The organism is Paratractidigestivibacter faecalis (assembly GCF_003416765.1).
In the GTDB taxonomy this organism is placed as follows: domain Bacteria; phylum Actinomycetota; class Coriobacteriia; order Coriobacteriales; family Atopobiaceae; genus Paratractidigestivibacter; species Paratractidigestivibacter faecalis.
Genome location: NZ_QSNG01000001.1, coordinates 541,519 through 564,580 on the forward strand (window position 1 = coordinate 541,519; position 23,062 = coordinate 564,580).

Sequence of the window (23,062 nt, forward strand, 5' to 3'; positions counted from 1 at the left end):
TGGCGGACGCCGTTGGGTTATTCTATCCCTTGCTGCAACCCCAGCAGCGAGTCACCAAAGTTCGGGCGTTTAGCTCAGGGGGAGAGCGCTTCCCTGACACGGAAGAGGTCACAAGTTCAAATCTTGTAACGCCCACCACAAAGTCTGCGCCCCGTCGGAGTCCTCCTCCGGCGGGGCGCTTTTGTGTGTGCGGCCAGCCTTACGGCTCCTGCGATCCGCCCACACCGCAGACGCAAAAGTTGCGCAACAAAAGCCTGCCAAAGCGGCGTCGTGGCCATTGCGCGGACCCCCGCCTCCAGTTTGTCCAAACATGGTTGTACAAGCGGCTAATAATTGCGGGTGCGTCCTAACCTACCTGCTGTTTTGTGGCCCCGCATCAACAAAACCCAATCAAAATCAGAAGCAAAAGGCAGGTACAACGCTACGCTGGCCAACCGGTTTCCAACCTGCCCCCCCCCCCCTCGTCGAATTAGAAATAAGTTTATGTTGTGTGCCCCGGGGTACACGCGGTATCTTAAAGGGAGCAAAATACCCCCTCCCACGTTGAACTGCACCCCAAAACTTGGACGGCTTAAATAAGAACTACGCCGCAAGGGACTGTCTCCGGAACTCCTCCGGGGTCAGTCCCTTCAGTTTAACCTGGCGCCTCCTCGTGTTCCAATGGACCACGAAGTCGTCGAGGTCCGCCTTGAAGGACTCGAAGTCCGGCCACGTCCTTCCACGGAAGAACTCGTCCTTGATGTGGCCGAACACCTGCTCCGTCGCGCCGTTGTCGATGCAGTTGCCCTTCCGGGACATGCTCTGCACCACGCCGGCCTCCTCCAACCGCCTGCACCAACCGGCCTGCTGGTACTGCCAGCCCATGTCCGAGTGCAGGATCGGCCTGGAGCCCTTGGGCTTCTTGGACACGAGCTGGTCGAGCAGCTCGTGCTGCTGAGCCATGTTGGGGTGCAGCGACGTGGACCAGGCGACGATCTCCTTGCTGCCGAAGTCGTAGACCGGCGCGAAGTAGGCCTTGCCCCAGGGCTGCTTGAACTCGGTGACGTCGGTGCCCATCTTTTCCCACGGCCCGTCGGCGGCGAAGTCCCTGCCGATGACGTTCTCGAAGGTCTTTCCGACCTTGCCCCTGTACGAGTTGTACCTGTGGTAGTCGGTCTCGCGGCGGATCCCGCAGCTGATGCCCATCTCGCGCATCATCTTCAGCGTCGTCTTGTAGGCTATGCGCACGCCCTGCTCGGCGCGCAGGCACATGGCGATCTGCCTGTGGCCGCACCCGTTGGCGGTGCGCGAGAATATCTCGGCGGCGGCCTCCCAGAGCTCGGGCCTGGTGGGAGCCTTCGGGTGCGACAGCGCGTAGTAGTAGCTGGACCGGGCCATGCCGGCGCACTCCAGCAGGCGCCCCAGCCCGTGCCCCTCTTCGCGCAGGACCCTCACGGCCTCGACCTTCGCCCTGGTCAGAGCCCGTCCCTCTCGACCAGGGCACGCAATTTTTTTAGGTAGGCCACCTCGGTCTCGAGCCTTCGGCAGCGCTCCTCGAGCTCCTCCTCGCGGGTCCGCGGCCTCGCCTTGGAACCGCTCGGCCGGCCCTTGGGCCTCGGGCGCAGGGCCTCCGCGCCGCCCCGGCGGTATAGCGCGCACCACTTCTTGAGCGGCGACATCGACATTATGCCGAACGCCGCCATCGCCTCGGCCTTCGTCATGCCGCCGTCGACCACGGCGGAGGCTGCGGCGACCTTCTGCTCGTATGTGTACCTGGCCTGCTTGCCGTCCATGGATAGCAGCACCCCGCTTCCGAACGACCGGTATACGCAGAGCCATTGTCTCACGGTTCCGCGCGGGACCGACAGCGCCTTCGCCGCAGACTTGTAGCCGTTGCCTCGCTCGAAGAGCCCGATCGCCGCCTTCCTGGCCTCGATGTCGTGCTTCACCCTCAAGTCGACACGCATAAAAAGCCTCCCATTTCTCGTGTCCAAGAAATGGGAGGCAGTTCACGTCAGGACGGGCCGTCCGGCCAGACGTGGGAAAGACGGCCTATGGGAGAATCGCGCGCCATGACACTGTTGGAACTGTTGCACCTGCTGAAGAAGCATTTAAAACTGGTAATCATCATGCCTCTGGTATGTGCCCTCACGGTGGGCGGCTACTCCTTCGTGGCAATGAAGAACACCTACACCGCCTCGGTGAGCATGTACGTGCTCGTCCAGCATGACAACGCCAACAGCAACTCGCTGAGCTCAGACCTCTCCGCCTCCCAGATGGTCACCAACGACGTGGCCACCCTCCTCAAGTCGGACCGCGTGGTGCTTGAGACCGCAAAGGCCCTGGGCCTTGAGGACCTCAAGGGCTACACCACCTCCATCACCAGCTCCACCACCTCCCGCGTCCTCACGCTCGAGGTCACCGGCACTGACCCCCAGCGCACCGCCGATGTCGCCAACAAGATGGCCGAGGAGGTCTCTGGCGTGGCCCGCGAGGTCATGAGCGTGGACTCCGTCAACGTCGTTGACTCCGCCAAGGTGCCCACCAGCCCCAGCGGCCCCAAGCGCCCGCTCTACATTGCCGTCGGCCTTCTCGCCGGCCTCTTTGCCGCCGTGGCCATCGTGGTCGTTGCCGACATGCTCAACACCAAGGTCCGCGGCGAGGAGGACCTCGAGGAGCTCCTTGGCGTCCCCGTCATCGGCCGCATTCCCGCCATGAAGGGAGGGCGATAATCCATGGCCAAGAAGGCACAGGACGATCGCGTCTTCATCCAGAACGCCGTCAAGACGCTCGCAACCAACATCCGCTTTGCCTCTGTGGATAACCCCGTCCGCTCCATCGTGGTGACGTCGTCCATCCCCAACGAGGGCAAGACCACCATCGCCACCAATCTCGCCCAGGCCCTCGCCTCCGGTGGCAAGACCGTGCTCATCGTGGAGTGCGACATGCGCCGTCGCTCCCTTGCGGCTGCCCTGGGCACCCACGCCCGCAACGGCATCTACGCCGTGCTCTCCGGCCAGGTTGACCTTGACGACGCCGTGGTACGCACGTCCACCCGCAACGTCTGGTTCCTTGACTCAGAGCCCCACATTCCCAACCCAGTGGACATCCTGGGCTCCAAGCGATTCTGCTCCTTCATCGAGCGCCTCAAGGACGAGTACGACTACGTGGTCCTTGACACCCCGCCCCTCTCCGCCTTCATCGACGCCGCCGTCATTGGCTCCATCGCAGACGGCACGCTTCTGGTGGTGCGCCGCAACTTTGTGCGCCGCGAGGAGGTCCTCTCTGCCTACGAGCAGCTCAAGAAGGCCGAGGCCAACGTCCTGGGCACCGTCCTCAACTACTGCGAGGACAAGAAGTCCGAGTACTACTACGAGTACTACTCAAAGGACGGCAAGAAGCTGAGCAAGGGCGGCGCCGACGCTGACGCCCCGCAGCTCAGCAACGCTCCGGCCCAGCAGACCCCGCGCCCCAGGACGACGCCTGCGGTCCCCAAGAGCCAGCCCACCACGGCTCCGGGCCTGAAGCCCATTCCCCAGGGCCAGCCGGTGGCGTCCCCCGACTCCACCTCCCAGTTCCTGGCTCAGACCGGCTACGCCCCGCGCACCTACACCGAGGAGTAGCCAAAGGCGAGAAGCCCGGCCACTCCGGCGCTCCGGAAGCCACGCGCCCCCGCCGCACCCACCCACCACACGCACCCAGAAGGGAGTGACGCACGATGAGAGACATGCACTGCCACATCCTGCCCGGCGTTGACGACGGGTCCCCAGACATGGAGACCAGCCTCGTCATGCTGGACGCTGCCAAGCAGGCCGGCGTGACCAGCATCGTGTGCACTCCCCACGTGCGCAGCCCCTACTTCAAGGACCTGGACGTCCTGTGGGATGCCTACCACCGCCTCAAGGAGGCGGCCGGTGGCTTCCCCATAACCATGGGCTTTGAGGTCAACCACACCAAGCTCATGGAGCTGGGCCTTGAGGAGTGGGCGCCTTATCTGGGCTTTGAGGGCACGGGCGAGTTCCTGCTGGAGCTTGACACCCGCTGCACAGAGGCGGACTTCCAAGACTACGAGCGCACCATCTTTGTCCTGCAGGGCATGGGCTATGACGTCATCATCGCCCACCCGGAGCGCTACCGCGCCATCCAGCAGAACACGGAGATTGCCCGCAACCTCCTCAAGATGGGCTGCAAGCTCCAGGCCTCCGCGGACTTCATCGCCGGCGGCCGCATGGGGAGAGCGAAGAAGCCCGCGCAGAAGATGTTTGACCAGCTCCTCTACCGCTACATTGCGAGCGACGCCCACAAGCCCGAGCACTACGCCCTGCTTGCCAAGGCGGTGGCGGAGTACCCCACGAGGGGAGCCCACATGCGCGTCTAGCGCGTGCGCGGGCAGGTTCCCTTGGGCTCACTTGGTCCCAGCGGACGGAGCGAGCCCAAGGGAGAAGGCCCACGCCTGATCCAACATATCTTGCTCCGAGGTGGACCGTGTCTGGTGCAGGACGCCTGAGGTGCCAGGAGGACGAATAGGTCTCTTACCTAGCGATGGAGCCAAGGGCGGAGCCCTAGGCATTGAGGGAGTTCCAAGGATGGCTACATCAAAGGTTACATGGTACGTGGTACAGGTCCAGACGGGCCGGGAGCGCGCCATGTGCGAGCTCATAGAGCGCGTGGCGCCCAAGGGCCTGGTGGGGGAGTGCTTCACTCCCAGGTACCAGACGCAGAAGAAGTTCCAGGGAGAGTGGCTAGAGGTTGAGCAGCTGCTCCTTCCCGGATACGTGATCGTAGACACCGCCAAGCCGGAGCTCCTCATGCAGACGCTCCGTAAAATCCCGGACTTCACGCGCCTGCTGACCATGGGAGAGACCTTCGCACCCCTGGAAGAGCGCGACGTAGAGTGGATAGGAACCTTCACCCAGAAGGGCAGAAGGATCATCCCCATGTCCATGGGAGTCATGGAGGGTGACCGCGTCGTGGTCACCGAGGGACCCCTCGTCGGGCGAGACGCGCTCATCAAGCGCGTCAACCGCCACAAAAGCCTTGCCATCTTGGAGCTCCAGATATGTGGCAGAACGGTCACGATAAAGGTTGGTCTTGGAATTGTTGGAAAGTCAGAGCAACAAGACGGTGAGCGCAAAGACGTTTCCTGAGCCTGGGACGCCAGAGTTTGCTGAGGCTAGCAAGTCTCTTGATACAAGGTCCCTTGGATACAAGGTCGTCAAGCGCTCGTTTGACATCGTCTTCAGTGGCTTTGCCGTTGCCGGTTTGCTGATTCCTTGTGCCATCCTTTCGGTCGCCATTGCGATTGATACCAAGGGCGCTCCTATGTATTCCCAGGTACGTGTGGGCAAGAACGGAAAGCCCTTCCGCATCTACAAGTTCCGTAGCATGGTTGCCGATGCTGACGATGTGGAGAAGTACCTGACGCCCGAGCAGCTCGTTGTCTGGAACCGCGAGCGCAAGGTTGATGACGATCCCCGCATCACCAAGGTCGGCAAGTTCATTCGCAAGACGAGCCTTGACGAGCTCCCGCAGTTCCTGAACGTCTTTGTCGGACAGCTCAGCGTCATCGGGCCCAGGGCCATTACGTTTGACGAGCTCAACAACTACACGCCCGAGGACTGCGCAAAGCTCTTGAGCGTGCCTCAGGGCATTACGGGTGCATGGCAAGCCGGTCCTCGCAATCAGGCTACCTTCGAAAACGGCGAGCGTCAGCGCATTGAGGTTAATTACGCAAGCACTGCTTGTCTTAAGTCCGACGTAGACGTGTTCTTCGGCACCTTTGGTGTGATGTTCGGCAAAAAGAAGACGGGGAAGTAGTCATGCCTGAACCGATTAGAGTGGCGCAAGTCGTTGGTAAGATGAATGGCGGCGGGGTTGAGACTGTGGTGATGAATTACTATCGCCACATTGATCGTTCCCGTGTGCAGTTTGATTTCCTCGTTGATGCGGACTCGACTCTCGTGCCACGAGAGGAGATTGAGTCACTGGGAGGTCGTGTCTTTGAGATATCGCCGTACCAGCACGTCCTCAAATACCAACGTGGTCTTCAGCGTCTCTTCAAGCAGGAGGGTTGGAAGATTGTCCACAGTCATATAAACGCCCTTTCAGTGTTCCCGCTTCGTGCTGCAAAGAAGGCTGGCGTTCCTGTGCGTATCGCCCACAGCCACAGCACCTCAGGCAAGGGCGAGTACGTAAAAAATACTCTAAAAGCTATGCTCAAGACCCAGGCCAACCGCTATCCCACGCATTGCTTTGCCTGCGGCAAACGTGCCGGCGAGTGGCTATTCGGTAAGGACACGAATTTCGATATCATCTACAATGCCATAGACTTGGACCGCTTCTCTTTCGATGCCGAGGCCCGCGCGCAGGTACGGGCTGACCTGGGCCTAGTCGACGATCAGTTTGCCATCGGTCACGTTGGTCGCTTCACGGCCCAGAAGAACCATAGATTCCTAATCGATGTGTTCGAGCAGGTGGCCAAGTGCTGCGATGACGCAATTCTCCTGCTGGTTGGCACCGGCGAAGACGAAGACTCCATAAGGATCAAAGTGACCGAACGTGGCCTTGCGGATCGCGTGAAGTTCTTGGGGCAAAGGGATGACGTTGACCGGCTGTACTCGGCCTTCGACGTGTTCGTGCTGCCGAGCCTTTACGAGGGACTCTGCGTCGTCGGCGTCGAGGCGCAGGCTGCTGGGCTGCCTTGTCTTTTCAGCGATGCGATTACCCGTGAGGTTGACATGTCGGGGAAGAACGAGTTTCTCACGATCGATGATTTCGCGCCTTGGGTTGATGGACTGTGCAATTTGTCTACCAATGGCTTGGTGTCGCGGGAGTTGACTATTCCCAGTCGGTTCGCTAACTATGACATCAATGCCCAAGCTCATTTACTGACCGAGAAATACGAAAAGCTATATAAGGACTGTTAGATGGGGCCTAACGATCTCGTTTCGGTCATCGTGCCGGTATACAACGTAAAGCAATACCTTGAGGAGTGCTTTACCAGCATTTGCAATCAGACCTATCAACACCTGGAGATTATTCTCGTTGATGATGGATCGACAGACGGCTCAGGAGATTTGTGCGATGAGCTTGTAAAGAGGGATCTGAGATCAAGGGTGCTCCACAAGCCAAACGGTGGACTGTCTGATGCTAGAAATTACGGTCTTCGCTTTGCAAACGGCGACTGGGTCTCTTTTGTCGATAGTGATGATTTTATATCGCCCGTTTTCGTTGAGGTTCTTCTTAAAGCATGTCTTAAGACGGGTTGCCAGATATCTGCAGTTCCTTTTGGAAAACCCTTTGATGATGGTGATCAGTGCGCTCTTGTTAACTCAGCTGACTCTGTGGTGGCTGCAACAGCTCTGCTCTCATCAAATGTTCAAAACTTGATGCTATATCAGGCATTGGACACTGCCGCCCAATGGCGCCTCTACGCAAATGATTTATTAGGCACTGATCCGTTTCCAAGGGGACTGTATTACGAGGATCTTGCCAGCATCTACAAAATTATTCACGGGGTTGATTCCGTTGCGATTGTCGACTGTCGTGACTTGTACGCATATCGCATGAGAAGCGATAGCATTATCAGACAAGAGTACAAACACATTAAAGGCGAGTCAGCGCTGAAAATTGCAGATCAACTTTATCGTGATATTTGCAATTGGTATCCGAACCTAAGCAAAGCTGCTGCATCTCGCTGCTTTTCAGTATGCAGAATGGTGTTTGCACAGATTCCTATACTTGCGAACGATTTTCTTGTTCGTGGGGATTCAGATGAACTTTGGCATGTATTAAAAGAATATCGTCGGGTGGTTTTGTTCGATGGCAGAGCCAGAAAGCGCGAACGTTTTGCTGCTGGAATTGCCCACCTTGGAAAGACTCCTTTCCGTATCTTCTGTTTGTTGTGCCGAGCTTTCGGATTGATGCGATGATTTATATAGTTATAATAGGGTTGCCGACTTTTCTTGCCCTTCTCTCCGACTATACAAGGGGCTTCTTGTCAAAACTCTTATTCTGCTGCGCAATGCTTGTTCCATGCTTCTTTGCAGGTGTTAGAGATTTATCTATCGGTACTGATGTGATGACATATGGTTACTGGACTTTCAACTTTGCAAAGTCGGCAAGCTTACTGTCTTTTTTAAATGCATATTCAAGTATTTCAGCTTTTGGATTTAACTTATTCAGCTGGTTAATTGCAAGGACTGGCTCGTTTGAGTTGTATCTAGCTTTAATACAAGGTCTCACCGTATTGCCAATCTGTCTCTATGCAAAGAGACGATATCCGAGATCATCCTGGGTTGCAGTTGCAGCGTATATGCTCCTGCTATTCCCTGTGTCATTAAATGCCATGAAGCAAATGATAGCAGTAGCGCTGTGCGTCCCCGCTTTTAAGTATTTTGATGAGAAGCAGCCCGTTGCTTTTTGTCTTACTGTTGCTGCTTCCGCGTTCTTGTTTCATCAAACAGCAGTTGTTGCGCTGTTATATTGGCCTGCATCCAAAGCGATTGAATCCATTGGCGAATCTAGAGCGTTTTTCGGCAGAGTTCAAAGCTTAGCGCTTATCATGATTGCCATTTTGATAGCTCTGTTTGTTTTCGTATTTGGTGAGCGCTTGATATCCGTGTTCTCCTTCTTAAAAGATTCCTACTCCTATCAATTGAATGCTTCTGGGACAAGACTTAATTACTCAGCAGTTGTGCTGTTACTTGGCTCAATGATAATATATCAAACTAATAAGCTTTCGTTAATTAATGAAGGAAAAGACAGGAGGGATGTGTGCGTCTTTGCCCTCTTCTCGATAATCGGCGCAGCCTTGATTCAGCTAAATCTAATTGCCAACAGCCTTATGAGATTTTCTTACTACGCCTTGTCGTTTTATCCATTGTTTGCATCGGGCCTAGCCAATAAGACTTCTCGAAAGAAATCGTACAGCACGGTATTTCTTCTACTGCTATTAATTGCCTATTTCGTTCAGACGACTGTAATTAATGGTGGTAATCAGGTATATCCATACACTTCAACGCTATTGGGAATTCGATAATGTTATTTTCTGTAATTATTCCAGCCTATAATGCCGAAAAATATTTCTCAGAGTGTCTGTCTTCAATCAAAGAACAAACATTTAAAGATTTCGAAGTAGTGATAATTGACGATGGATCTAGTGACTCAACTTCTGCAATGGCAGATAAGTTTGCTGACAGTCTAAGGTCGGTCAAGGTTATTCACACCTCGAATCAAGGTCTTCTTCTTGCAAGAAGAAGAGGACTTCTCAATGCGCAGGGCGAATATGTTGTCTTTGTTGACGCTGATGACTGTCTACGCAGTGATGCTCTCATGCTGCTATCTAAGACTATTCAGGAGACTAATGCAGATATCGTTTCCTTTCAGTACTCCCGTGACTCCTCATTTAAGACTATGTCCGGCCTCGGGCTTCCGGCTGGTCTATACGAGAATGAGAAATATGAGTCTGTAAAGTCTTACGTCTGTAGGGGACGATTTAACAATCTATGTGGCAAAGCCATACGGCTTTGCCACATAGATTTAAATACAACCTATGGGGCATATAGAGGATTGATGCATGGGGAAGACCTGTTTCAATTGCTTCCAATTGTTGACTCTTCTTCGTCGCTCATGCAACTCAACGATGTTCTTTATTACTACCGACCTAACGACTCGTCAAGTACAGCTCGATATAAACCTAGCCAGCTTGAAGATATTATTCGCGTAAACCGTCGACTTATCGATTATGGAAACAAGTGGGGCGGGCCCTGCTCTATAGAAGCATCGGTCGGAGAGGTAAATCAATACCTATATCTCCTGAAGCTAAGTGAGTTATCTGATTCGGATGATTCGGAAAAGAGCACGAACTTTTCATCCATTTCTTCAGCGATGAAACGTGAAGGTGCATTCGATCGCGTGTATTTACGAAACTTAAGATTTGACAACTTGATTCTCTGTGTTGCTCTTAAGTGCCGATTTAGAAAGCTTGCTGTGTTTCTAATTCTGTTGGTAGAGGCTCTGAAGAAGTGACCTGCAATTTAGCTTCAAGTCATTTATTGCACTAAGTTTTAGGGTTCTGGAAGTGTCAGTATGAAACATATTTCTTTTTATAAAAATTTATTTTGGCAGTACGGACTTCAGGGACTGAGGTATATATTCCCGCTTCTGCTGGTTCCGTATCTTACACGAGTGCTCGGGACTGACTCTTATGCAGTTTATGCCTATGTACTTTCTTTTATGGGGATTATTCAGACGATAGCGGACTTTGGTTTTACATTGTCTGGCACAAAAGGCGTTGTAAAGAAGAGGGATGATACGATCTCCGTGTCCCAGCTTGTCGGGGCAATCACCTTTGCTCGTTTGTTGCTACTTGCATTTCTCGTAGCGGTTGTTTTAGTTGCTAGTTATTTCATCCCAATTATGAGTGAAAACTTAACCTATGTAATGTTGGCATTTGTGGGGGTATCTTTAAGGGCATTGCTGCCTGATTTTGTATTTCAGGGCTACGAGCAGATGGGTCCTTTGACGACTCGCTATTTTGTCTCAAAAGGCCTTACTGTCGCGCTTAGTTTTCTATTCGTAAAAACACCGGAAGATTTGCTTCTTGTTGCTATTGCAGATATAGCAGGAGGCATAGTGGGGCTTATCTGGAGCTTCCTGGCGATGCGAAGGTTATTCCGAGTATGGATCTCATTTCCTTCAATCCAAGCAACGTTATGCGAATTGCGAACTTCCGCAATTTATTGCATTTCAAACGTCAGCTCATCGCTGTTCTCCGGGTTTACAACGATAATTATTGGACTCGCAATTACTGATAAATCAAGTATTGCTTTTTGGTCGTTAACTCTGACTACTGTTAATGCTGTTCAGGCACTGTATACGCCTATTACTAATAGTCTCTACCCTCATATGTTGAATAGCAGCGACTATTCTTTTGCAAAAAAACTAGCGCTAATGGCGCTACCAGTCCTTTTGATTGGAACCCTAGCCTATTGCTATTTATCTAAGCCCATAATGCTTCTGCTTGGAGGAACAGAATACGTGGCCGGAGCACGTATTATGTGCCTAGTTTCTCCCGTTCTCCTGTTCTCCTTCTACTCTATGTTAATTGGATGGCCAGTTCTCGGAGCCATGGGATATGTTAAAGAGCTGACCACATCAACCGTTTTTACTGGCCTTATAAACATTGCTACCTTGATGTGTCTGTATCTATCTGATCGAGCAGATATCGAGGCTATTTGTTTTGTTCGTTGGGCAACAGATGCCCTTCTGCTTGCGTCTAGGTCTTACTACATACGGAAGATTCGCGCTTCACAAAATGGAATATCTCATTGATCTAAGGAGTATGGGTGTGCGAGAACTATCAACCAGAGAAATACAACTAGAGCTGTTTTCTATGCTTCTCTCACTTTCCGAGGTGTTTGATGAGCATGGAATTCGCTATTCTCTTGACGGAGGAACACTGCTTGGAGCGGTAAGGCACAAAGGATTCATTCCGTGGGATGATGATATAGATATCCTTGTCCCCAGGCCTGATTTTGACTTGCTTCTGAACAATCCTGATTGGTGTCCTGATGGGATGATGCTTGAGGGCATGGGCATTAATGGAAACCCACTTCCCTTTCTTAAGCTAGCTAATCCTAAATTCCGAGCACAAGAGGCAGCATATGAAGGGGCCTTTGAAGAGCATTTGTGGGTAGACATTTTCCCGGCAGACTCGATGCCTCAAGATCTCAATGAGAGGGCTGGGCTTATGCGTAAACAGCAAAAGCAACAGAAGGCAGCCGCTCGTTCGGTGATTAATATTGATGCTGCGATCTCAGCCTCCAGAGGAGTTATAAAAAAGAGCCTAAAAAAATTCTATCTTCCTATATATAAAGCTACTCACTCATCTTTGTATGAGTATCAAAAAATGACCGATACAGCGCGCGCGCGACACAATTTGGATCTACAGAAGAAATCGGTAATGTGGTGTGGGGACCTTATAAGCAAGATAAGCCTGGTTTCCCCCTTGAAGATTTTAACAATCTTGTTGAGCTTGAATTCGAGGGGCATGTCTTTAAAGCCTGTCGACACTGGGATGACTACCTTACTCGTCTATATGGCGACTACATGCAGCTTCCTCCTGTAGATCAAAGAGTGACTCATGGAATGAAAGTCTGGGCTTTAGACTAGGCAAGGGAGTAAAAATGTCAAATTATGTGGTTCTAACTGCTGGTGGTATAGGTTCTCGTATGGCAAACGAAATCCCTAAGCAGTTTATTAATGTTAACGATAAGCCAGTCATTGTCTACACAATGGAGGCATTTCAGAGTCATCCGAGCATCGACGGAATTGTTGTTTCTTGCCTCAGCGGATGGGATTTAATTCTTCGGGCTTATGCAAAAGAGTTCGGTATTACCAAGCTGAAAGCCATTGTCCCCGGTGGGGAGACAGGGCAACAGTCAATTTTCAATGCGCTCACTAAATTGAAAGAGTTTGCTTTGGATGACGACATGGTAATTATCCATGATGGTAATCGTGCATACGTCTCCCCTGACATCATCTCTAATGCCATTAGCGTTGCCGAATCGAAGGGAAATGCAATTGCATGCATCCCATGCGTTGAGGTAATTGCCAAGCGCGATGCGCCCGATGCACAGACTGCTCATGTCACGATTCCCCGGGATAGCCTCGAGCGTACGCAGACTCCACACGTTTTTAAGTTCGGAGACATCATGGAGCTACACAGTTGGGCTCGCGAGAATGGGGTAGAGGCCGCCGCCGCTCCTGAGTTGCTCACATTGAGTGGTCGCGCAATTAATTTTTCGTTGGGTGATGAGACTAATTTCAAAATTACAACTCCAGGCGACCTTGAAATGTTTAAAGCGTTAATTAGCATGAGGGAGCGATAAAGTTGAATGCGTATTGGAAGTATATAGAAGAGCTTTCGGAGAGTTTTGATTCGATTCTCATCGGCTCCTTAGAGGGTCAAAGGATTTTTATTACTGGAGCCTGTGGTCTGATTGGCTCATGTCTCTCCGAAGCGTTTCTTGCGTTGAATAGGAACTTTCAAACTAAATGTCAAATTTATCTTGGTGCTCGAGATGCAAATCGACTCCGACAGCGTTTTTCTGAGTTCGTTGGCGAGTTTACCCCCGTGGAATACGATGCTCTGAAAGCCGATCTTCCTAAAGTAGATTTCGACTTCATCTTTCACTGTGCCTCTAATGCTCATCCAAAAGCCTACGCATCTCAGCCGGTTGAGACGGCTTTGACAAATACCTTAGGCACAAATAACCTGCTTGGTATGCTTCGCGCCTCCAGTGGTGGGCGCCTTGTTTATATTTCCAGTAGCGAGGTGTATGGACAAAGAAAGAGTGCCGAGCCGTACGTTGAAGAGGATTCCTACCCCGTCGATTCGCTGAATCCCCGTTCCTGTTACCCCGCTTCAAAGAGGATGGCCGAAAATTTATGTGCGGCATATCTTGCCGAATATGGAGTTGATTCTGTCATTGTTAGACCGGGACATATTTACGGACCAACAATGTCTACTTCTGATTCCCGTGCTCACGCTCAGTTTGCTCGTAATGCGGCTGCTGGCGATAATATTGTTATGAAGAGTGATGGACGACAGTTCAGATCTTACTGTTATGTTGTTGACTGCGTCACTGCCATTGTTTCCGTTGCTCTGAATGGGCGCTCTGGCGAAGCCTACAATATTTCAAATCCTGATTCCGACTGCACCATAGCCGAGCTTGCGGAGGCATTTGCCAAGGCTGGTGGAACAAAACTCGTCAGGTCTGAGTCGAGCTCAGATGAGAAGCGTGGATATAACATGATGGATAATTCCGCTCTTGATTCTTCTAAACTTCAAGCCCTTGGTTGGTCGGGACGCTATTCGCTTGAAGAAGGTACCAGAAGAACGGTTGAATTGTTAAGGGCTGGTTGTTTTAGCGGGGGCGTACTGGCAAACTGAGAGCGACTGCTATGCAGAGTGTGCCTCCAACAGTCCGCTTGATTTTATCTTTGCAGTGGCAACGATAACTCCCCGCTGGCTGCTAAGGTGCTCTCCGACATGGCCCGTGTCTCTTCCGCTTGTGGTTGATTGCTTGGTCGCTTGAAATCATATGCGGAGGCGCGGGCCATGCTCCGTTTTGTTGCGGCCAATTCGGGATAGATGCTTTTAGTTGTCGCCTTGCTTTCTATGGGTGCTTGGAAGAGCGCTAGCGTTAGGGCGTCATGGCAGTGGCATAAAGCACACTCTTTAGCGTTTTGTAAGATACCGCTCACGCAAGTAGTCCCACAACGAAAATATGGTGGTAACCGATTGAAAGTGGACGATGAATTACGAGAGCGAATCAAATATCAAGAGACTTCAAAACATCGTAAAAATCGCCATTACGCAATTTGACGTAAGTGATTGGGCCCTAATTGCCACGACCTTACCATTTGGCCATCTCGTAACGGACCATGATCGCTTGATTTGGAGCTACAACTCCGGCGACGGTACCGTCAAGGATCTTTCGCAAATTGACTCGCACGGCAGCGACCCCGCCACCTCTTAACCTTCCGCCTCGTCTATCTGTCCCTCGCCCCTCACCAACTCGCCCATCCCCTCCAGCCTCATCATGTTCAGGTACCTCCTCTTCCCCCACTCGTTCTCGACTATGTATTTCAGCCTTACGGTGACGAGCATGAGGGCAGAGTTGCCGTCGGGAAACGCTCCGACGACCCGGGTTCGCCTCCTAATCTCGCGGTTTATTCGCTCGCTCCCATTGTTGGTCCGGATGCGGCGCCATTTCTCGGGCGGGAAGCCGGTGTAGGATAGCGTCTCGGCCCGCCGTCGCGCACGACCCCGACGGCGGCGCCCAGGCGCATCTCGTCGAGCGAGCCGGCTACCTCCGCGGCCTTCCTCTCGCAGGCTTCCCTGGACTCCTGGGCGTGGACCGCCTTGAGCATGCGGGCTGCCTCCTTCCGCTTGGTCGCGGGTGCTCTCCACAGCACGTTGCGGTAGAAGTGGACCGTGCAGTGCCGGTAGCTGGTCCCGGGGAACACCTCGGCTGGCGCTCCGAGCATCCCCGTGCACTTGTCACCGGCGACCAGGCACACACCTGACAGCCCGCGCTCCCTGAGCCAGGAAAGGAACTTGCGCCACGAGTCTGCGGATCCCGTGTAGCCCTCGGCGCGGCCGACGGGTTCCCTCTCGCCGGAGGAGCTGACACCGATGGTAACCAGCACGGCAACGTTCTCATAGGAGCCGCCCCAGCTGCGCTTGAGGCAGGTACTGTCGACGAAGAGGTGAGGGCGGTCGCCCCGGGCGGGCAGGTGCCCCAGGCCTCAATGGAGGCGAATGCCTTCTCGTTCGACGTGCCCTCGATGGTCCTCCTGACCAGCCCCTCTTTGACCGCAAAGATGTCCCCTGATGCGGTCCACGCCCCTTTCGTCTGTGACTGATTGCCTGAAGCTATATGATGAGACGCGGGCCATGCTCTCTTGTGCGGCTGCCAATTTGCGAATGATATTATGCGTCACTCCCGTTCTGAAGCGAGGATTGACGTGACAAGCGGGGAGGTGCTCTAGGTGGCTGACATGTTCAAAGACTACGTCTTCCCGAAATACGAGAAGAGGCGCGTCATGAGGTCGCAGATGGAGGGCTTCGGGGACCCGGCGCTCAAAAGCTTCTCGCTGCTAGATTCATCGGCCCTGATGAAGGCGGAGCTCAAGGACGGGATGTTCGAAGACGAGTTCATTAGTTCGTTCCTCAACGCCGCCAAGGTGCTGGCTGCTGCAGGCAGAGAGGCTGTCGACAGACCTGGCATGTACGTGATGTACTACCATTCCTATGCGATTCCCGTGTTGTTTCTAACGAGGCACTGCATGGAGCTCGCCATAAAACGGGCGATCAGGAAGTGTGGGCGTGAGCCAAAGAGGGACCACAGCCTTTCGGGGCTCTGGAGCTCGCTTCTCTCGGAGTTCTCAGGGCAGAGGGGGCGTGAGGACCGAAGGGTCATCAAGAACATGGGTGCATTCGTCAGGTCCATTGCCGACATCGACGACAACGGCATCAGCCTCCGATACCCGAGGGACAAGACGGGCGAGTTGACGCAGGACAGGCCGCTGTTCGTGAACAACGAGGAGGTCGTCTCGCATCTTGAGAAGTTCGTCAATCAGCTCGAACTGATTGACTTCGATTTGATTGGCAAAGACGATGGCTAAAAGGTTTGAGCTTGGCGCCTTGAGTTGTTAAATGGATAGCTGAGCGTGCTGGTTAAATGGCTGCTGGACCCAACCGGAAATCTACCGCCTCCCAACCATTCGTTTTATATAACCCGCTTAAATTAGAGCTCTTGGATGCAATTGACGGTGAAGCGGCGCTCGCTATCGCAACGAGTGATGAGGGCCTTTATAAGGTCTAGCTTATCGAAAGGAGCGAGGTGTGTAATCAATCTGAGCAAGACCAGCTTGATACGTTTAAACGCGCGTATTGGTCATATTACATGGCGCTTGAAAATCGATTTCTGGAAACAGAGCGGTTCTGCGCGTTCTCCCCGTGCAATAAGAATGCGTATTCCATTGAATATCTGAGCCTCATCCTATCGACCTGTGGAGAAATAGATGTTCTCGGCAAGGCGATTGCATCTCACTTCTTTCCTGATATTGATTTGGACAAGGCCTCGATGCCTAAATGGGGATATTACGTTGGAGAAAGCCTAACTAACATTAGCAACGAGATTGTTGAGTTCAAAAGCGGTTACCAGTTCAGGCCATTTGATTGTTGGCATTTGCAGAAGGCAATCAATAAAAATGGAAAAAAGAGTCATTCGCTCTTAAGCCGGAATCGAAGCGTTTAACTTGGTGGGCTGATTACAACAAAATAAAACATCGGCGGACTTCACTCGATGCTCGACGAGGTCTTGCCAATTATGCAAAGGCAAATCAAGGCGCGCTCGTCAAGGCTATGGGCGCGCTGATCCCGCTTAACCGGCTCATGATGCGAGAGCTTGACAGAGACGGGTATCAGGAAAGCGAGCATTCAAGGCTGTTCAAAATTTGCGATGCGGTGAACGAAACGTTGACCACCATAGCCTATGACAGTGATGGCTATCCGTGCTATGTAATTAGCGAGGCGCCGAGTGCAAGGATACAGAAGCTGAGTAATGATTAATTGGCCGCGACTGAGGATGAGAGGATGCTGACAAGTAGTTGGATCAAATGTGGTCTGATTGAGAATCCGATTGCATTGGAAATACTGGGTAGACAACTGATTCCCGGTACGGGGGCGCGGGCGAAAAGTCGGACCGAATGAGGTCAATCTTCTCGCCCGCGCTCTCTAATTGCTTTGCTATGCGGATGCTAGAATCTGCTCCACCTGACGCTTTGAGTCGGCAAACAGGTTCCGCTCAATCATTTGCGCGGCATTGATTCTTCCCAGGCAACTGACGATTTTGCTGAGGTCGCCACTGCTAATCTGAGTGAGATCGCTGACCGTGGCTTCCCTTAGGGCGTTTGGTGCCTTCGGCTCTCCGCTTGGCGTAAGCGCGACGCCTGTGATTATCTTTGAGGTGCTCGCATCTAGGTACACTGTCTTCTCGGCCTTGATGCAATGTCCGTACTGCCTTGCGATGTGGCTGATAGAGCGTTCGAGGTTGCTTGGATTTGAAATGCCGCTTCTGGAGGAGAAAGTGAGGTCGTCGACGTATAAGGAGAATTTGCATTTGTAAAGGTCTGCGACGGCCTTGATTTCATCAAACATCTCCCTATAGGCAAGAAATGCGACGATTTGGGCCGAAGGGGAACCGGTCGGAATGATGGTCGAGCCATCCTGGAGCGTGTAGGTTGTCAGGTCGCATAGAGCTTCGGCGATGTCCGGTGAGCACTTCATGGTGTTCTTGAAGAACCGATATACGTGCTCTCTGTCGCAGTGGTCATAAAAGGAGGAGAGGTCTGACTTCACCAGGTAACGAGCTCCTTCGTGATAACGTGCGTTATCAACATAGCAGACTCCCTTTCTGGCAAAGAAAGCCCATGGAGGCATTTCAATTCTTGACAGCAGATTACCAATCCTGTGCTGGACCCTCTTGAGCGATGGATTGGGGTTGTAAATAGTGCGGAATGTTCCGTCTGCCTTTGGAGTCTGCGAAATTCTGTAGCTAGCGTTTCGCAAAGTCCTCTTCAGCTCCTGGGGATTAGTGCAGAGCACCTCTGCAAGCTTTCTTTTGCTCCTGAGCTTGTAGAAGCGACTTTGGTCAATCGGATGAGTCAACTTGGCTTCCAATTGCATAGCTATTGATTAGCTTTGACATGAGGCCCGTGATGAAGGCCTGAGCAGCGTTGTTGTCGTAGGCCTCTTCATAGTCTTCAGAGAAACGGAGTAGGGTGGACAAGCGCAGGCCAAATAGATCGGCGCTTTTTTGAAGCAGGTCGATTGAGGCCTTCTTCTTCCCGTTCTCGATCTCAGAGAGATAGCTCTTTGAGATTCCCAGGCACTCGCTTAGCTCCTGAGCGGAATACCCGTATATCCCTCGCAACCGCTTCAATGTCTCGCCGAGCATGTCTACTCCCTCTATTTGCAACCCCTAGGGGTCAGATGTCAAAGACTGAGCGGACTGTCTGGAGCTCTAGGAAGTCAGCAGCTGCTTGAACTTCAGAAGAACGTCAAGCAGGGGACCAAGGCATCCAATCAGGAGGCCGAGGCGTTCGAGCGCTTTCATGGACACCCTAAAGAACAGGGGCGCCTTCTTCTCGACTCGAACTCTGACTCCCGAGCGAACTCGGCGGTCTCCAGAACGAGATGAATTCTGCATGGAATGCACCTCCCTTCTCGCTGCGGCTGCAGCGTCCCAAAGAAAGGAGGAGGTACTTCCGGAGACGTCCGCTCAGCTTCGTGCGCCCGCGGTCCCAACGCGGGCGCCGGGGTCGGGGGCGGAACAAAGGTAGGGCGCCGAAGCGCCCCGCGGCAGATTGTCGGTCTGCCCAGAGCTGGGAAAGGACCTTTCACGGGTGCCTTGCTCCACCCGTGAATCACCTCAGTGGAGACTATAACACAATTAATTCGTCTATGGCGAATTAATTTCGCTACTAGAGAAACGTCTGACAATTATCGCTAGCTTCGGTAATTTGCCTAATTCCGTTGTCGCAATGGGATAACTACGAAAAGGTTCCGCCTCGTTGACACGAGCCCATGGGGCTCTTTTCCCTAGGGAAATAGATGGGGAGGTCAGTTGAGGCCAAGCTGCGCAGCTTGGCCTTAACTTTTAATCAGGGAAGACGATTTCTCCTACCTCGCGAAAAGAGTTCACGCATTTGCTGAGCGGCCAGGTTTTGTTCTGCGTCAGATCTCGATGCGCAGTCCAGCAAAAGTAATCAACTGCCTGAAGGTTTGGGTCACTGCATGACTTGTGGTGGAGCAGCTGATAGGGGATGTTTGAATCTTGGAACAGCTGCTTCATGTAACGTTTCAGAGGCCTTGTCACCTGACTCCGCTTGACGTCTTTGGGAAGGTCATCGGTTATGGCAATGACCTTTTCGACATTGCCGTTGCACTCCCGCTTATACACTTCATCCTACGGAAGCAATTCATACCCTCTGAGAATGTGTGCCATACCTTCGAGTCGGACGGTTGGAACAGAATTGGAAATTCGGGATGGTGGTTCTCCAACGTGGTTCTCGAGAACCATTTGTCGCAACACTCGCCCAAGTCTGGTTGATGGCACGGACTTCGCGAGCGGCCTTTCGTTGGGACACGTCGTGGAAACAGCTTAGGCCCTAGGGGTGGGTGCAATCCAGTGCGGGTCGCGGGCCTGCACTGGATTGCGGCTGGAAGGGGTCAACTGGGGTTTCTCGCCGGGCGCGCGATCCAGTGCAGGGCGATTTTGGCCTTTGGACCTGCACTCATGAGTGCAGGGCAATCAAATGCAGGCATTGCATTGTGCCGGTACGGGACGTGGGCCACAAGACGACCCTCTACCGCCCATCACGCAACGCAGCACTCAACGAACCGCTTGCCTAGGCGGGTGAGGCGGTAGACGTTGCGCGTGATGTCAAAGCACCAGCCCTCGTCCAGCGCGGTTGTCTCCTTCAGTCGCAGTATCTTCTCGCTCTGCTCCAGTCTGGGATATTCGCCGCCCTCGTCTATCGCAAACTCCTCCTCGCTTATAAGCCCCAGACGCTCCAGGTTGTCGAGGGAGAGGGGGACGTTTCCGGGCTCCTCGACGATTCCGTCGAACACGTTTGTATAGTTCTCCAGGAGCGGACGCCACGTGTGCTTGATGATCTGGTCGGTCCTGACCAGCCGCAGGTCAACGATGGGCATGTAGTCGCGGCCTTCGCCGGCGGCAAACCACGCCATGATCTTTGCCTCGTCGGGCGTCATCTGGCCGATCAGGTTCACAAAGCTCGGGTGGGCGCCGCCGCGCCTCTCCCGGTCCATCGAGGCCGCGAGCAGGTTGACGTAGAGCCTGCGCAGCTCCGCGCTGTCATAGGAGTAGGAGAGCTGCTGGATTGCCGGCACCACGACGTTTGGGGCGGGCTCGCAGAGGCGCTCCTCCGGCACTCCCTCCAGCCTCTCTGCGACCTGGCTGATGGCTAGGTCGATGCTCCTCTCGCCGTTGACGACCCACACCTTCCAGCGGCCGAGCAGCACCCCGACGGTCCTGGGAATCAGGCTGGCGGTATCTCCGATGGACACCGCGGAGGGGTGGAGCGCGTCGTCGTAGGCCTTTTCCAGGACCCCGGACGTCTGCCTTGCGAGCTCCTTTGTGGTTTCATCGTTCATTGGTATCTTCCCTTCTGCAGGTTCGAGCGGTTCGAGTGGCTTGGGTTGCTCATAGCGTATGAACAAGATTCTTGTTTATAATACTCAGTGTGGAAAGGGGAAGCCATGCGGCTACTTAAGGTAAGGGTCGACGGCGTCGAGCTATTTAGAAATCAGAGGCTCGAGATTGACTTTGTCGCAACCGACCGGGTTCCAAAGGATGAGGAGGGCAACATTGCGGATGTGTCCAAGTTGCCCAAGGGCTCGTCTCTCTACACTCAGAATGTTATGGGCATCGTCGGAGTCAATGCTTCCGGCAAGACCACCGCTCTCAACGTGGTGAGGTTTGTGCTTGGCTACATGTCTGGCACGTATGCCATTCGTCGCTTTGCGACTTCTTCGGACCGTCTTGGAAAGCTGGGGGATACGTTTTCCGTTGCATGCGTTTTCTACGAGGAGGGCAAGTTCTATCTCATAGAGTCGAGGCTTAGGCGGGTTGATGACGACCTGGGCTCTTCTCGTCTGAGGGACGCTTCTATGGCAGAGGCCTACGTGTTTGACAACGAGTGGCTGTGGTCTTGTTCGCTTCCCCCAATCAGGATGACCAGGGGCCTGGTTACGGACATCGAGGCCTTCAAGCGGGCGTCCGAGTTGGTGCTTGTCCGCAACGGCTCGCCTGACGACGAGATGACCCTGGATCCGAGGCAGAGGACCTTTTTGGGCGACAGCATGTCGATCGTCTCGATTGTCACGGGCAGAAAATCGATTCCGCTTGAGTTTCCCGACAGGGCCTTGCCCCTCATCAGCATGCCAACTCCCGTCCTGCAGGCCTTTGATCCGAGCATCGAGTACCTCAACTGGAACGTGGAAAACCAGGTGTTCCATCTCAAGTTCAAGAATGAGGCGGGGGAGCGAGTCGTCAGCGATTCCGTAGCCACCTCCATCCTCTCCAACGGAACCATTTTGGGTGCCGAGTTGGTTGACCGTGCTATCAGCGCGCTCAAGTCCGGTGGGTATCTCATTGTCGATGAGATCGAGACCGGCCTTAACCGCTCGCTCGTCGGCACGGTGATCGGGCTGTTTGCGTCGCCCGTCACCAACCCCCGTGGCGCTACGCTGCTGTTCTCTACGCACTACTCTGAGCTGCTTGACGCGCTGCAAAGAAAGGACAACGTCTACGTTCTGGTGCGTGACGATGCGTTCAAGACCGAGGTGGTGAAGTACTCTGACCGCATTGAGCGGATTGAGAATAAGAAGAGCGATGTAATCATTAACAATGTGATTAAGGGGTCGATGCCGAAGTATCCCGACGTCCAGGCGATGCGCAGCTACGTTTGCGAGCACGTCAATGGATAGCCAGGCGCTTGACGCCCTTATCAACCGATATGTGTTGTTCAGCTGCGAAGGCACTGCCGAGGGCGTTGTTGTCCAGGCGCTGTATGACAACGACTTGATGGTTGTGCCTCAAAGCCGTGTGGTGATGGACTCTGTAATTACAAACCGCCCGTATACGCGCAAGCGCAAGGCGGGGGAGATTGCAAACGAGTACTTCTCAATGGACTATGAAACCGATGGGGCTCAGGGGCTCACGGTTGCGCGGATTGTGGACAGCCATGCCGCCAAGTTTGAATTTCCTCGGCGTCAGCAGAACGGGACCAAGGTTCTCAGCTTTCTCACGCGTCCAGAGATCGAGATGCTGCTAATTCATGCGGAGTCCGCCTATTCCGACTGGCTGAAGGCGTCGAGGAGGAACCGACAGCTCAAGCCTAGCGACTTCTGCAAACAGCAGCTTGGCTTTGCGGATGTCAAGAAGGGGGAGTTTCTTAGGGAGTATTGGGGCAACCCCGGGGACCTTGTTGATGCCATTCGTGCGTATGCCGAAAACTGCCAGCGCAAGCCCGGCGAGCTGGCGCTGGCCGATTTGCTTAGGTGAGGGCGCGCGGGCGAAGAGGTGGGCTCTTCCGGGCTCGCAATCCAGTGCGAGCTCCGCATGCCCCGCCCGCCCCATGCACCGGATGCTCTTCTCATCACCGTGTCAAAGGAAGAGTGGATTCAGCATTTGGCAACAACGCTCTGCCTGCATCAGAAGCTTGTTCCAGAGACGATGAAGCGGTGCCGTGGCGAGGAGCTTGGCAGGCTGATTGTCCGGCTGCTCACAATTGCGACTGGTATTCCGCACTGCGCAAAACGGTTCGCCGTCTTAAGGGGGGCTTCCGAAGGGGGAGTGCCCCTATTTTTATGAGATGAATAGCCGAGTTAATGGGCTTCCTAACAGCGTCTCTGAGTGAGGCCTTGCTACGTTTGCGTTTTGTTGTGACTTGGCGAGTAGCGCGGCGTTTTGCCCGCTCG

General features: G+C 53.6%; 22 protein-coding genes, 1 tRNA gene and 2 pseudogenes. 19 read left to right on the plus strand and 6 right to left on the minus strand.

All coding sequences use genetic code 11. From position 1 onward, the window contains the following. Nucleotides 1-63 precede the first annotated feature (63 nt). Nucleotides 64-138 (plus strand) — tRNA-Val (locus tag DXV50_RS02275). A gap of 444 nt (nt 139-582) precedes the next feature. Here DXV50_RS02275 and DXV50_RS02280 read toward each other — a convergent pair. Both DXV50_RS02280 and DXV50_RS02285 read right to left on the minus strand, forming a co-directional pair. Then, a complete protein-coding gene (locus DXV50_RS02280; RefSeq protein WP_198666371.1) occupies nt 583-1,434 on the minus strand; it encodes an IS3 family transposase in 852 nt (283 codons plus the stop codon). 20 nt (nt 1,435-1,454) lie between these two features. After that, nucleotides 1,455-1,946, minus strand: a complete 492-nt coding sequence (locus tag DXV50_RS02285) for a helix-turn-helix domain-containing protein (RefSeq protein WP_117204406.1) — start codon at nt 1,944-1,946, stop codon at nt 1,455-1,457. Nucleotides 1,947-2,051: 105 nt separating this feature from the next. On the opposite strand from DXV50_RS02285, the gene DXV50_RS02290 reads away from it, so the two are divergent. The 15 genes and pseudogenes from DXV50_RS02290 to DXV50_RS10050 all read left to right on the plus strand — a co-directional run bounded on the left by DXV50_RS02290 (nt 2,052) and on the right by DXV50_RS10050 (nt 14,525). After that, complete coding sequence (locus DXV50_RS02290; protein ID WP_117204596.1) at nt 2,052-2,711, plus strand: YveK family protein; 660 nt, start codon at nt 2,052-2,054, stop codon at nt 2,709-2,711. A 3-nt stretch (nt 2,712-2,714) separates the two neighbouring features. Continuing rightward, nucleotides 2,715-3,602: a CpsD/CapB family tyrosine-protein kinase gene (locus tag DXV50_RS02295; RefSeq protein WP_117204597.1), complete on the plus strand. Its 888-nt coding sequence runs from the start codon at nt 2,715-2,717 to the stop codon at nt 3,600-3,602. A gap of 95 nt (nt 3,603-3,697) precedes the next feature. Continuing rightward, a complete protein-coding gene (locus DXV50_RS02300; protein WP_117204598.1) occupies nt 3,698-4,357 on the plus strand; it encodes a CpsB/CapC family capsule biosynthesis tyrosine phosphatase in 660 nt (219 codons plus the stop codon). 208 nt (nt 4,358-4,565) lie between these two features. Next, nucleotides 4,566-5,126, plus strand: a complete 561-nt coding sequence (loaP, locus tag DXV50_RS02305; protein ID WP_117204599.1) for an antiterminator LoaP — start codon at nt 4,566-4,568, stop codon at nt 5,124-5,126. Beyond that, nucleotides 5,104-5,796, plus strand: coding sequence for a sugar transferase (locus tag DXV50_RS02310; protein ID WP_157966952.1), 693 nt, complete (start codon nt 5,104-5,106; stop codon nt 5,794-5,796). Before loaP ends, DXV50_RS02310 begins: the two co-directional genes overlap by 23 nt. Nucleotides 5,797-5,798: 2 nt before the next feature. After that, entirely contained in the window at nt 5,799-6,905 is a 1,107-nt protein-coding gene (locus DXV50_RS02315; RefSeq protein ID WP_117204601.1) for a glycosyltransferase family 1 protein, read from the plus strand. Beyond that, nucleotides 6,906-7,910, plus strand: a complete 1,005-nt coding sequence (locus DXV50_RS02320) for a glycosyltransferase family 2 protein (RefSeq protein WP_117204602.1) — start codon at nt 6,906-6,908, stop codon at nt 7,908-7,910. Between the two features lie 65 nt (nt 7,911-7,975). Continuing rightward, entirely contained in the window at nt 7,976-9,019 is a 1,044-nt protein-coding gene (locus DXV50_RS02325; protein ID WP_198666385.1) for an EpsG family protein, read from the plus strand. Next, complete coding sequence (locus DXV50_RS02330; protein ID WP_117204604.1) at nt 9,019-10,008, plus strand: glycosyltransferase family 2 protein; 990 nt, start codon at nt 9,019-9,021, stop codon at nt 10,006-10,008. Before DXV50_RS02325 ends, DXV50_RS02330 begins: the two co-directional genes overlap by 1 nt. 60 nt (nt 10,009-10,068) lie before the next feature. Next, entirely contained in the window at nt 10,069-11,313 is a 1,245-nt protein-coding gene (locus DXV50_RS02335; RefSeq protein ID WP_117204605.1) for an oligosaccharide flippase family protein, read from the plus strand. A 61-nt stretch (nt 11,314-11,374) separates the two neighbouring features. Next, nucleotides 11,375-11,902 (plus strand): annotated as a pseudogene (locus DXV50_RS10040) (LicD family protein); the annotation flags it as partial. Between the two features lie 47 nt (nt 11,903-11,949). After that, the gene (locus tag DXV50_RS10045) at nt 11,950-12,153 is read left to right on the plus strand and encodes a LicD family protein (protein WP_157967006.1); all 204 of its coding nucleotides are present in this window, start codon (nt 11,950-11,952) and stop codon (nt 12,151-12,153) included. Nucleotides 12,154-12,167: 14 nt separating this feature from the next. Next, nucleotides 12,168-12,872: an IspD/TarI family cytidylyltransferase gene (locus DXV50_RS02345; protein WP_117204607.1), complete on the plus strand. Its 705-nt coding sequence runs from the start codon at nt 12,168-12,170 to the stop codon at nt 12,870-12,872. Nucleotides 12,873-12,874: 2 nt separating this feature from the next. Further along, complete coding sequence (locus DXV50_RS02350) at nt 12,875-13,936, plus strand: NAD-dependent epimerase/dehydratase family protein (protein WP_157966954.1); 1,062 nt, start codon at nt 12,875-12,877, stop codon at nt 13,934-13,936. A 364-nt stretch (nt 13,937-14,300) separates the two neighbouring features. After that, on the plus strand, nt 14,301-14,525 hold the full coding sequence (locus DXV50_RS10050) for a hypothetical protein (protein ID WP_117204609.1): 225 nt from the start codon (nt 14,301-14,303) through the stop codon (nt 14,523-14,525). On the opposite strand, the pseudogene DXV50_RS02365 reads toward DXV50_RS10050, so the two are convergent. After that, nucleotides 14,522-15,323: pseudogene (locus DXV50_RS02365) on the minus strand (IS256 family transposase); the annotation flags it as partial. The gene DXV50_RS10050 and the pseudogene DXV50_RS02365 sit on opposite strands and share 4 nt — an antisense overlap. A 226-nt stretch (nt 15,324-15,549) precedes the next feature. On the opposite strand from DXV50_RS02365, the gene DXV50_RS02370 reads away from it, so the two are divergent. Continuing rightward, on the plus strand, nt 15,550-16,176 hold the full coding sequence (locus tag DXV50_RS02370; protein WP_232817509.1) for a HEPN domain-containing protein: 627 nt from the start codon (nt 15,550-15,552) through the stop codon (nt 16,174-16,176). 1,126 nt (nt 16,177-17,302) lie between these two features. On the opposite strand, the gene DXV50_RS02380 is transcribed toward DXV50_RS02370, so the two are convergent. The 3 genes from DXV50_RS02380 to DXV50_RS02390 all read right to left on the minus strand — a co-directional run bounded on the left by DXV50_RS02380 (nt 17,303) and on the right by DXV50_RS02390 (nt 20,734). Then, nucleotides 17,303-18,223: a reverse transcriptase family protein gene (locus DXV50_RS02380; RefSeq protein ID WP_157966955.1), complete on the minus strand. Its 921-nt coding sequence runs from the start codon at nt 18,221-18,223 to the stop codon at nt 17,303-17,305. Further along, complete coding sequence (locus DXV50_RS02385) at nt 18,207-18,512, minus strand: helix-turn-helix domain-containing protein (protein WP_117204614.1); 306 nt, start codon at nt 18,510-18,512, stop codon at nt 18,207-18,209. Before DXV50_RS02385 ends, DXV50_RS02380 begins: the two co-directional genes overlap by 17 nt. Before the next feature lie 1,421 nt (nt 18,513-19,933). Next, on the minus strand, nt 19,934-20,734 hold the full coding sequence (locus DXV50_RS02390) for a DUF4393 domain-containing protein (protein ID WP_117204615.1): 801 nt from the start codon (nt 20,732-20,734) through the stop codon (nt 19,934-19,936). Between the two features lie 105 nt (nt 20,735-20,839). Here DXV50_RS02390 and DXV50_RS02395 point away from each other — a divergent pair, with 105 nt between their 5' ends. Both DXV50_RS02395 and DXV50_RS02400 read left to right on the plus strand, forming a co-directional pair. After that, the gene (locus DXV50_RS02395; protein ID WP_117204616.1) at nt 20,840-22,069 is read left to right on the plus strand and encodes an AAA family ATPase; all 1,230 of its coding nucleotides are present in this window, start codon (nt 20,840-20,842) and stop codon (nt 22,067-22,069) included. Beyond that, complete coding sequence (locus tag DXV50_RS02400; RefSeq protein ID WP_117204617.1) at nt 22,062-22,646, plus strand: hypothetical protein; 585 nt, start codon at nt 22,062-22,064, stop codon at nt 22,644-22,646. Before DXV50_RS02395 ends, DXV50_RS02400 begins: the two co-directional genes overlap by 8 nt. Nucleotides 22,647-23,062: the final 416 nt, after the last annotated feature.

What these genes read in the sequence shown, in the direction of transcription:
- DXV50_RS02285 (WP_117204406.1), bottom strand. Translation starts at nt 1,946, where the DNA reads ATGCGTGTCGACTTGAGGGTGAAGCACGACATCGAGGCCAGGAAGGCG.
- DXV50_RS02290 (WP_117204596.1), top strand. Translation starts at nt 2,052, where the DNA reads ATGACACTGTTGGAACTGTTGCACCTGCTGAAGAAGCATTTAAAACTG.
- DXV50_RS02295 (WP_117204597.1), top strand. Translation starts at nt 2,715, where the DNA reads ATGGCCAAGAAGGCACAGGACGATCGCGTCTTCATCCAGAACGCCGTC.
- DXV50_RS02300 (WP_117204598.1), top strand. Translation starts at nt 3,698, where the DNA reads ATGAGAGACATGCACTGCCACATCCTGCCCGGCGTTGACGACGGGTCC.
- loaP (WP_117204599.1), top strand. Translation starts at nt 4,566, where the DNA reads ATGGCTACATCAAAGGTTACATGGTACGTGGTACAGGTCCAGACGGGC.
- DXV50_RS02315 (WP_117204601.1), top strand. Translation starts at nt 5,799, where the DNA reads ATGCCTGAACCGATTAGAGTGGCGCAAGTCGTTGGTAAGATGAATGGC.
- DXV50_RS02320 (WP_117204602.1), top strand. Translation starts at nt 6,906, where the DNA reads ATGGGGCCTAACGATCTCGTTTCGGTCATCGTGCCGGTATACAACGTA.
- DXV50_RS02330 (WP_117204604.1), top strand. Translation starts at nt 9,019, where the DNA reads ATGTTATTTTCTGTAATTATTCCAGCCTATAATGCCGAAAAATATTTC.
- DXV50_RS02335 (WP_117204605.1), top strand. Translation starts at nt 10,069, where the DNA reads ATGAAACATATTTCTTTTTATAAAAATTTATTTTGGCAGTACGGACTT.
- DXV50_RS02345 (WP_117204607.1), top strand. Translation starts at nt 12,168, where the DNA reads ATGTCAAATTATGTGGTTCTAACTGCTGGTGGTATAGGTTCTCGTATG.
- DXV50_RS10050 (WP_117204609.1), top strand. Translation starts at nt 14,301, where the DNA reads ATGAATTACGAGAGCGAATCAAATATCAAGAGACTTCAAAACATCGTA.
- DXV50_RS02370 (WP_232817509.1), top strand. Translation starts at nt 15,550, where the DNA reads ATGTTCAAAGACTACGTCTTCCCGAAATACGAGAAGAGGCGCGTCATG.
- DXV50_RS02385 (WP_117204614.1), bottom strand. Translation starts at nt 18,512, where the DNA reads ATGCTCGGCGAGACATTGAAGCGGTTGCGAGGGATATACGGGTATTCC.
- DXV50_RS02390 (WP_117204615.1), bottom strand. Translation starts at nt 20,734, where the DNA reads ATGAACGATGAAACCACAAAGGAGCTCGCAAGGCAGACGTCCGGGGTC.
- DXV50_RS02395 (WP_117204616.1), top strand. Translation starts at nt 20,840, where the DNA reads ATGCGGCTACTTAAGGTAAGGGTCGACGGCGTCGAGCTATTTAGAAAT.
- DXV50_RS02400 (WP_117204617.1), top strand. Translation starts at nt 22,062, where the DNA reads ATGGATAGCCAGGCGCTTGACGCCCTTATCAACCGATATGTGTTGTTC.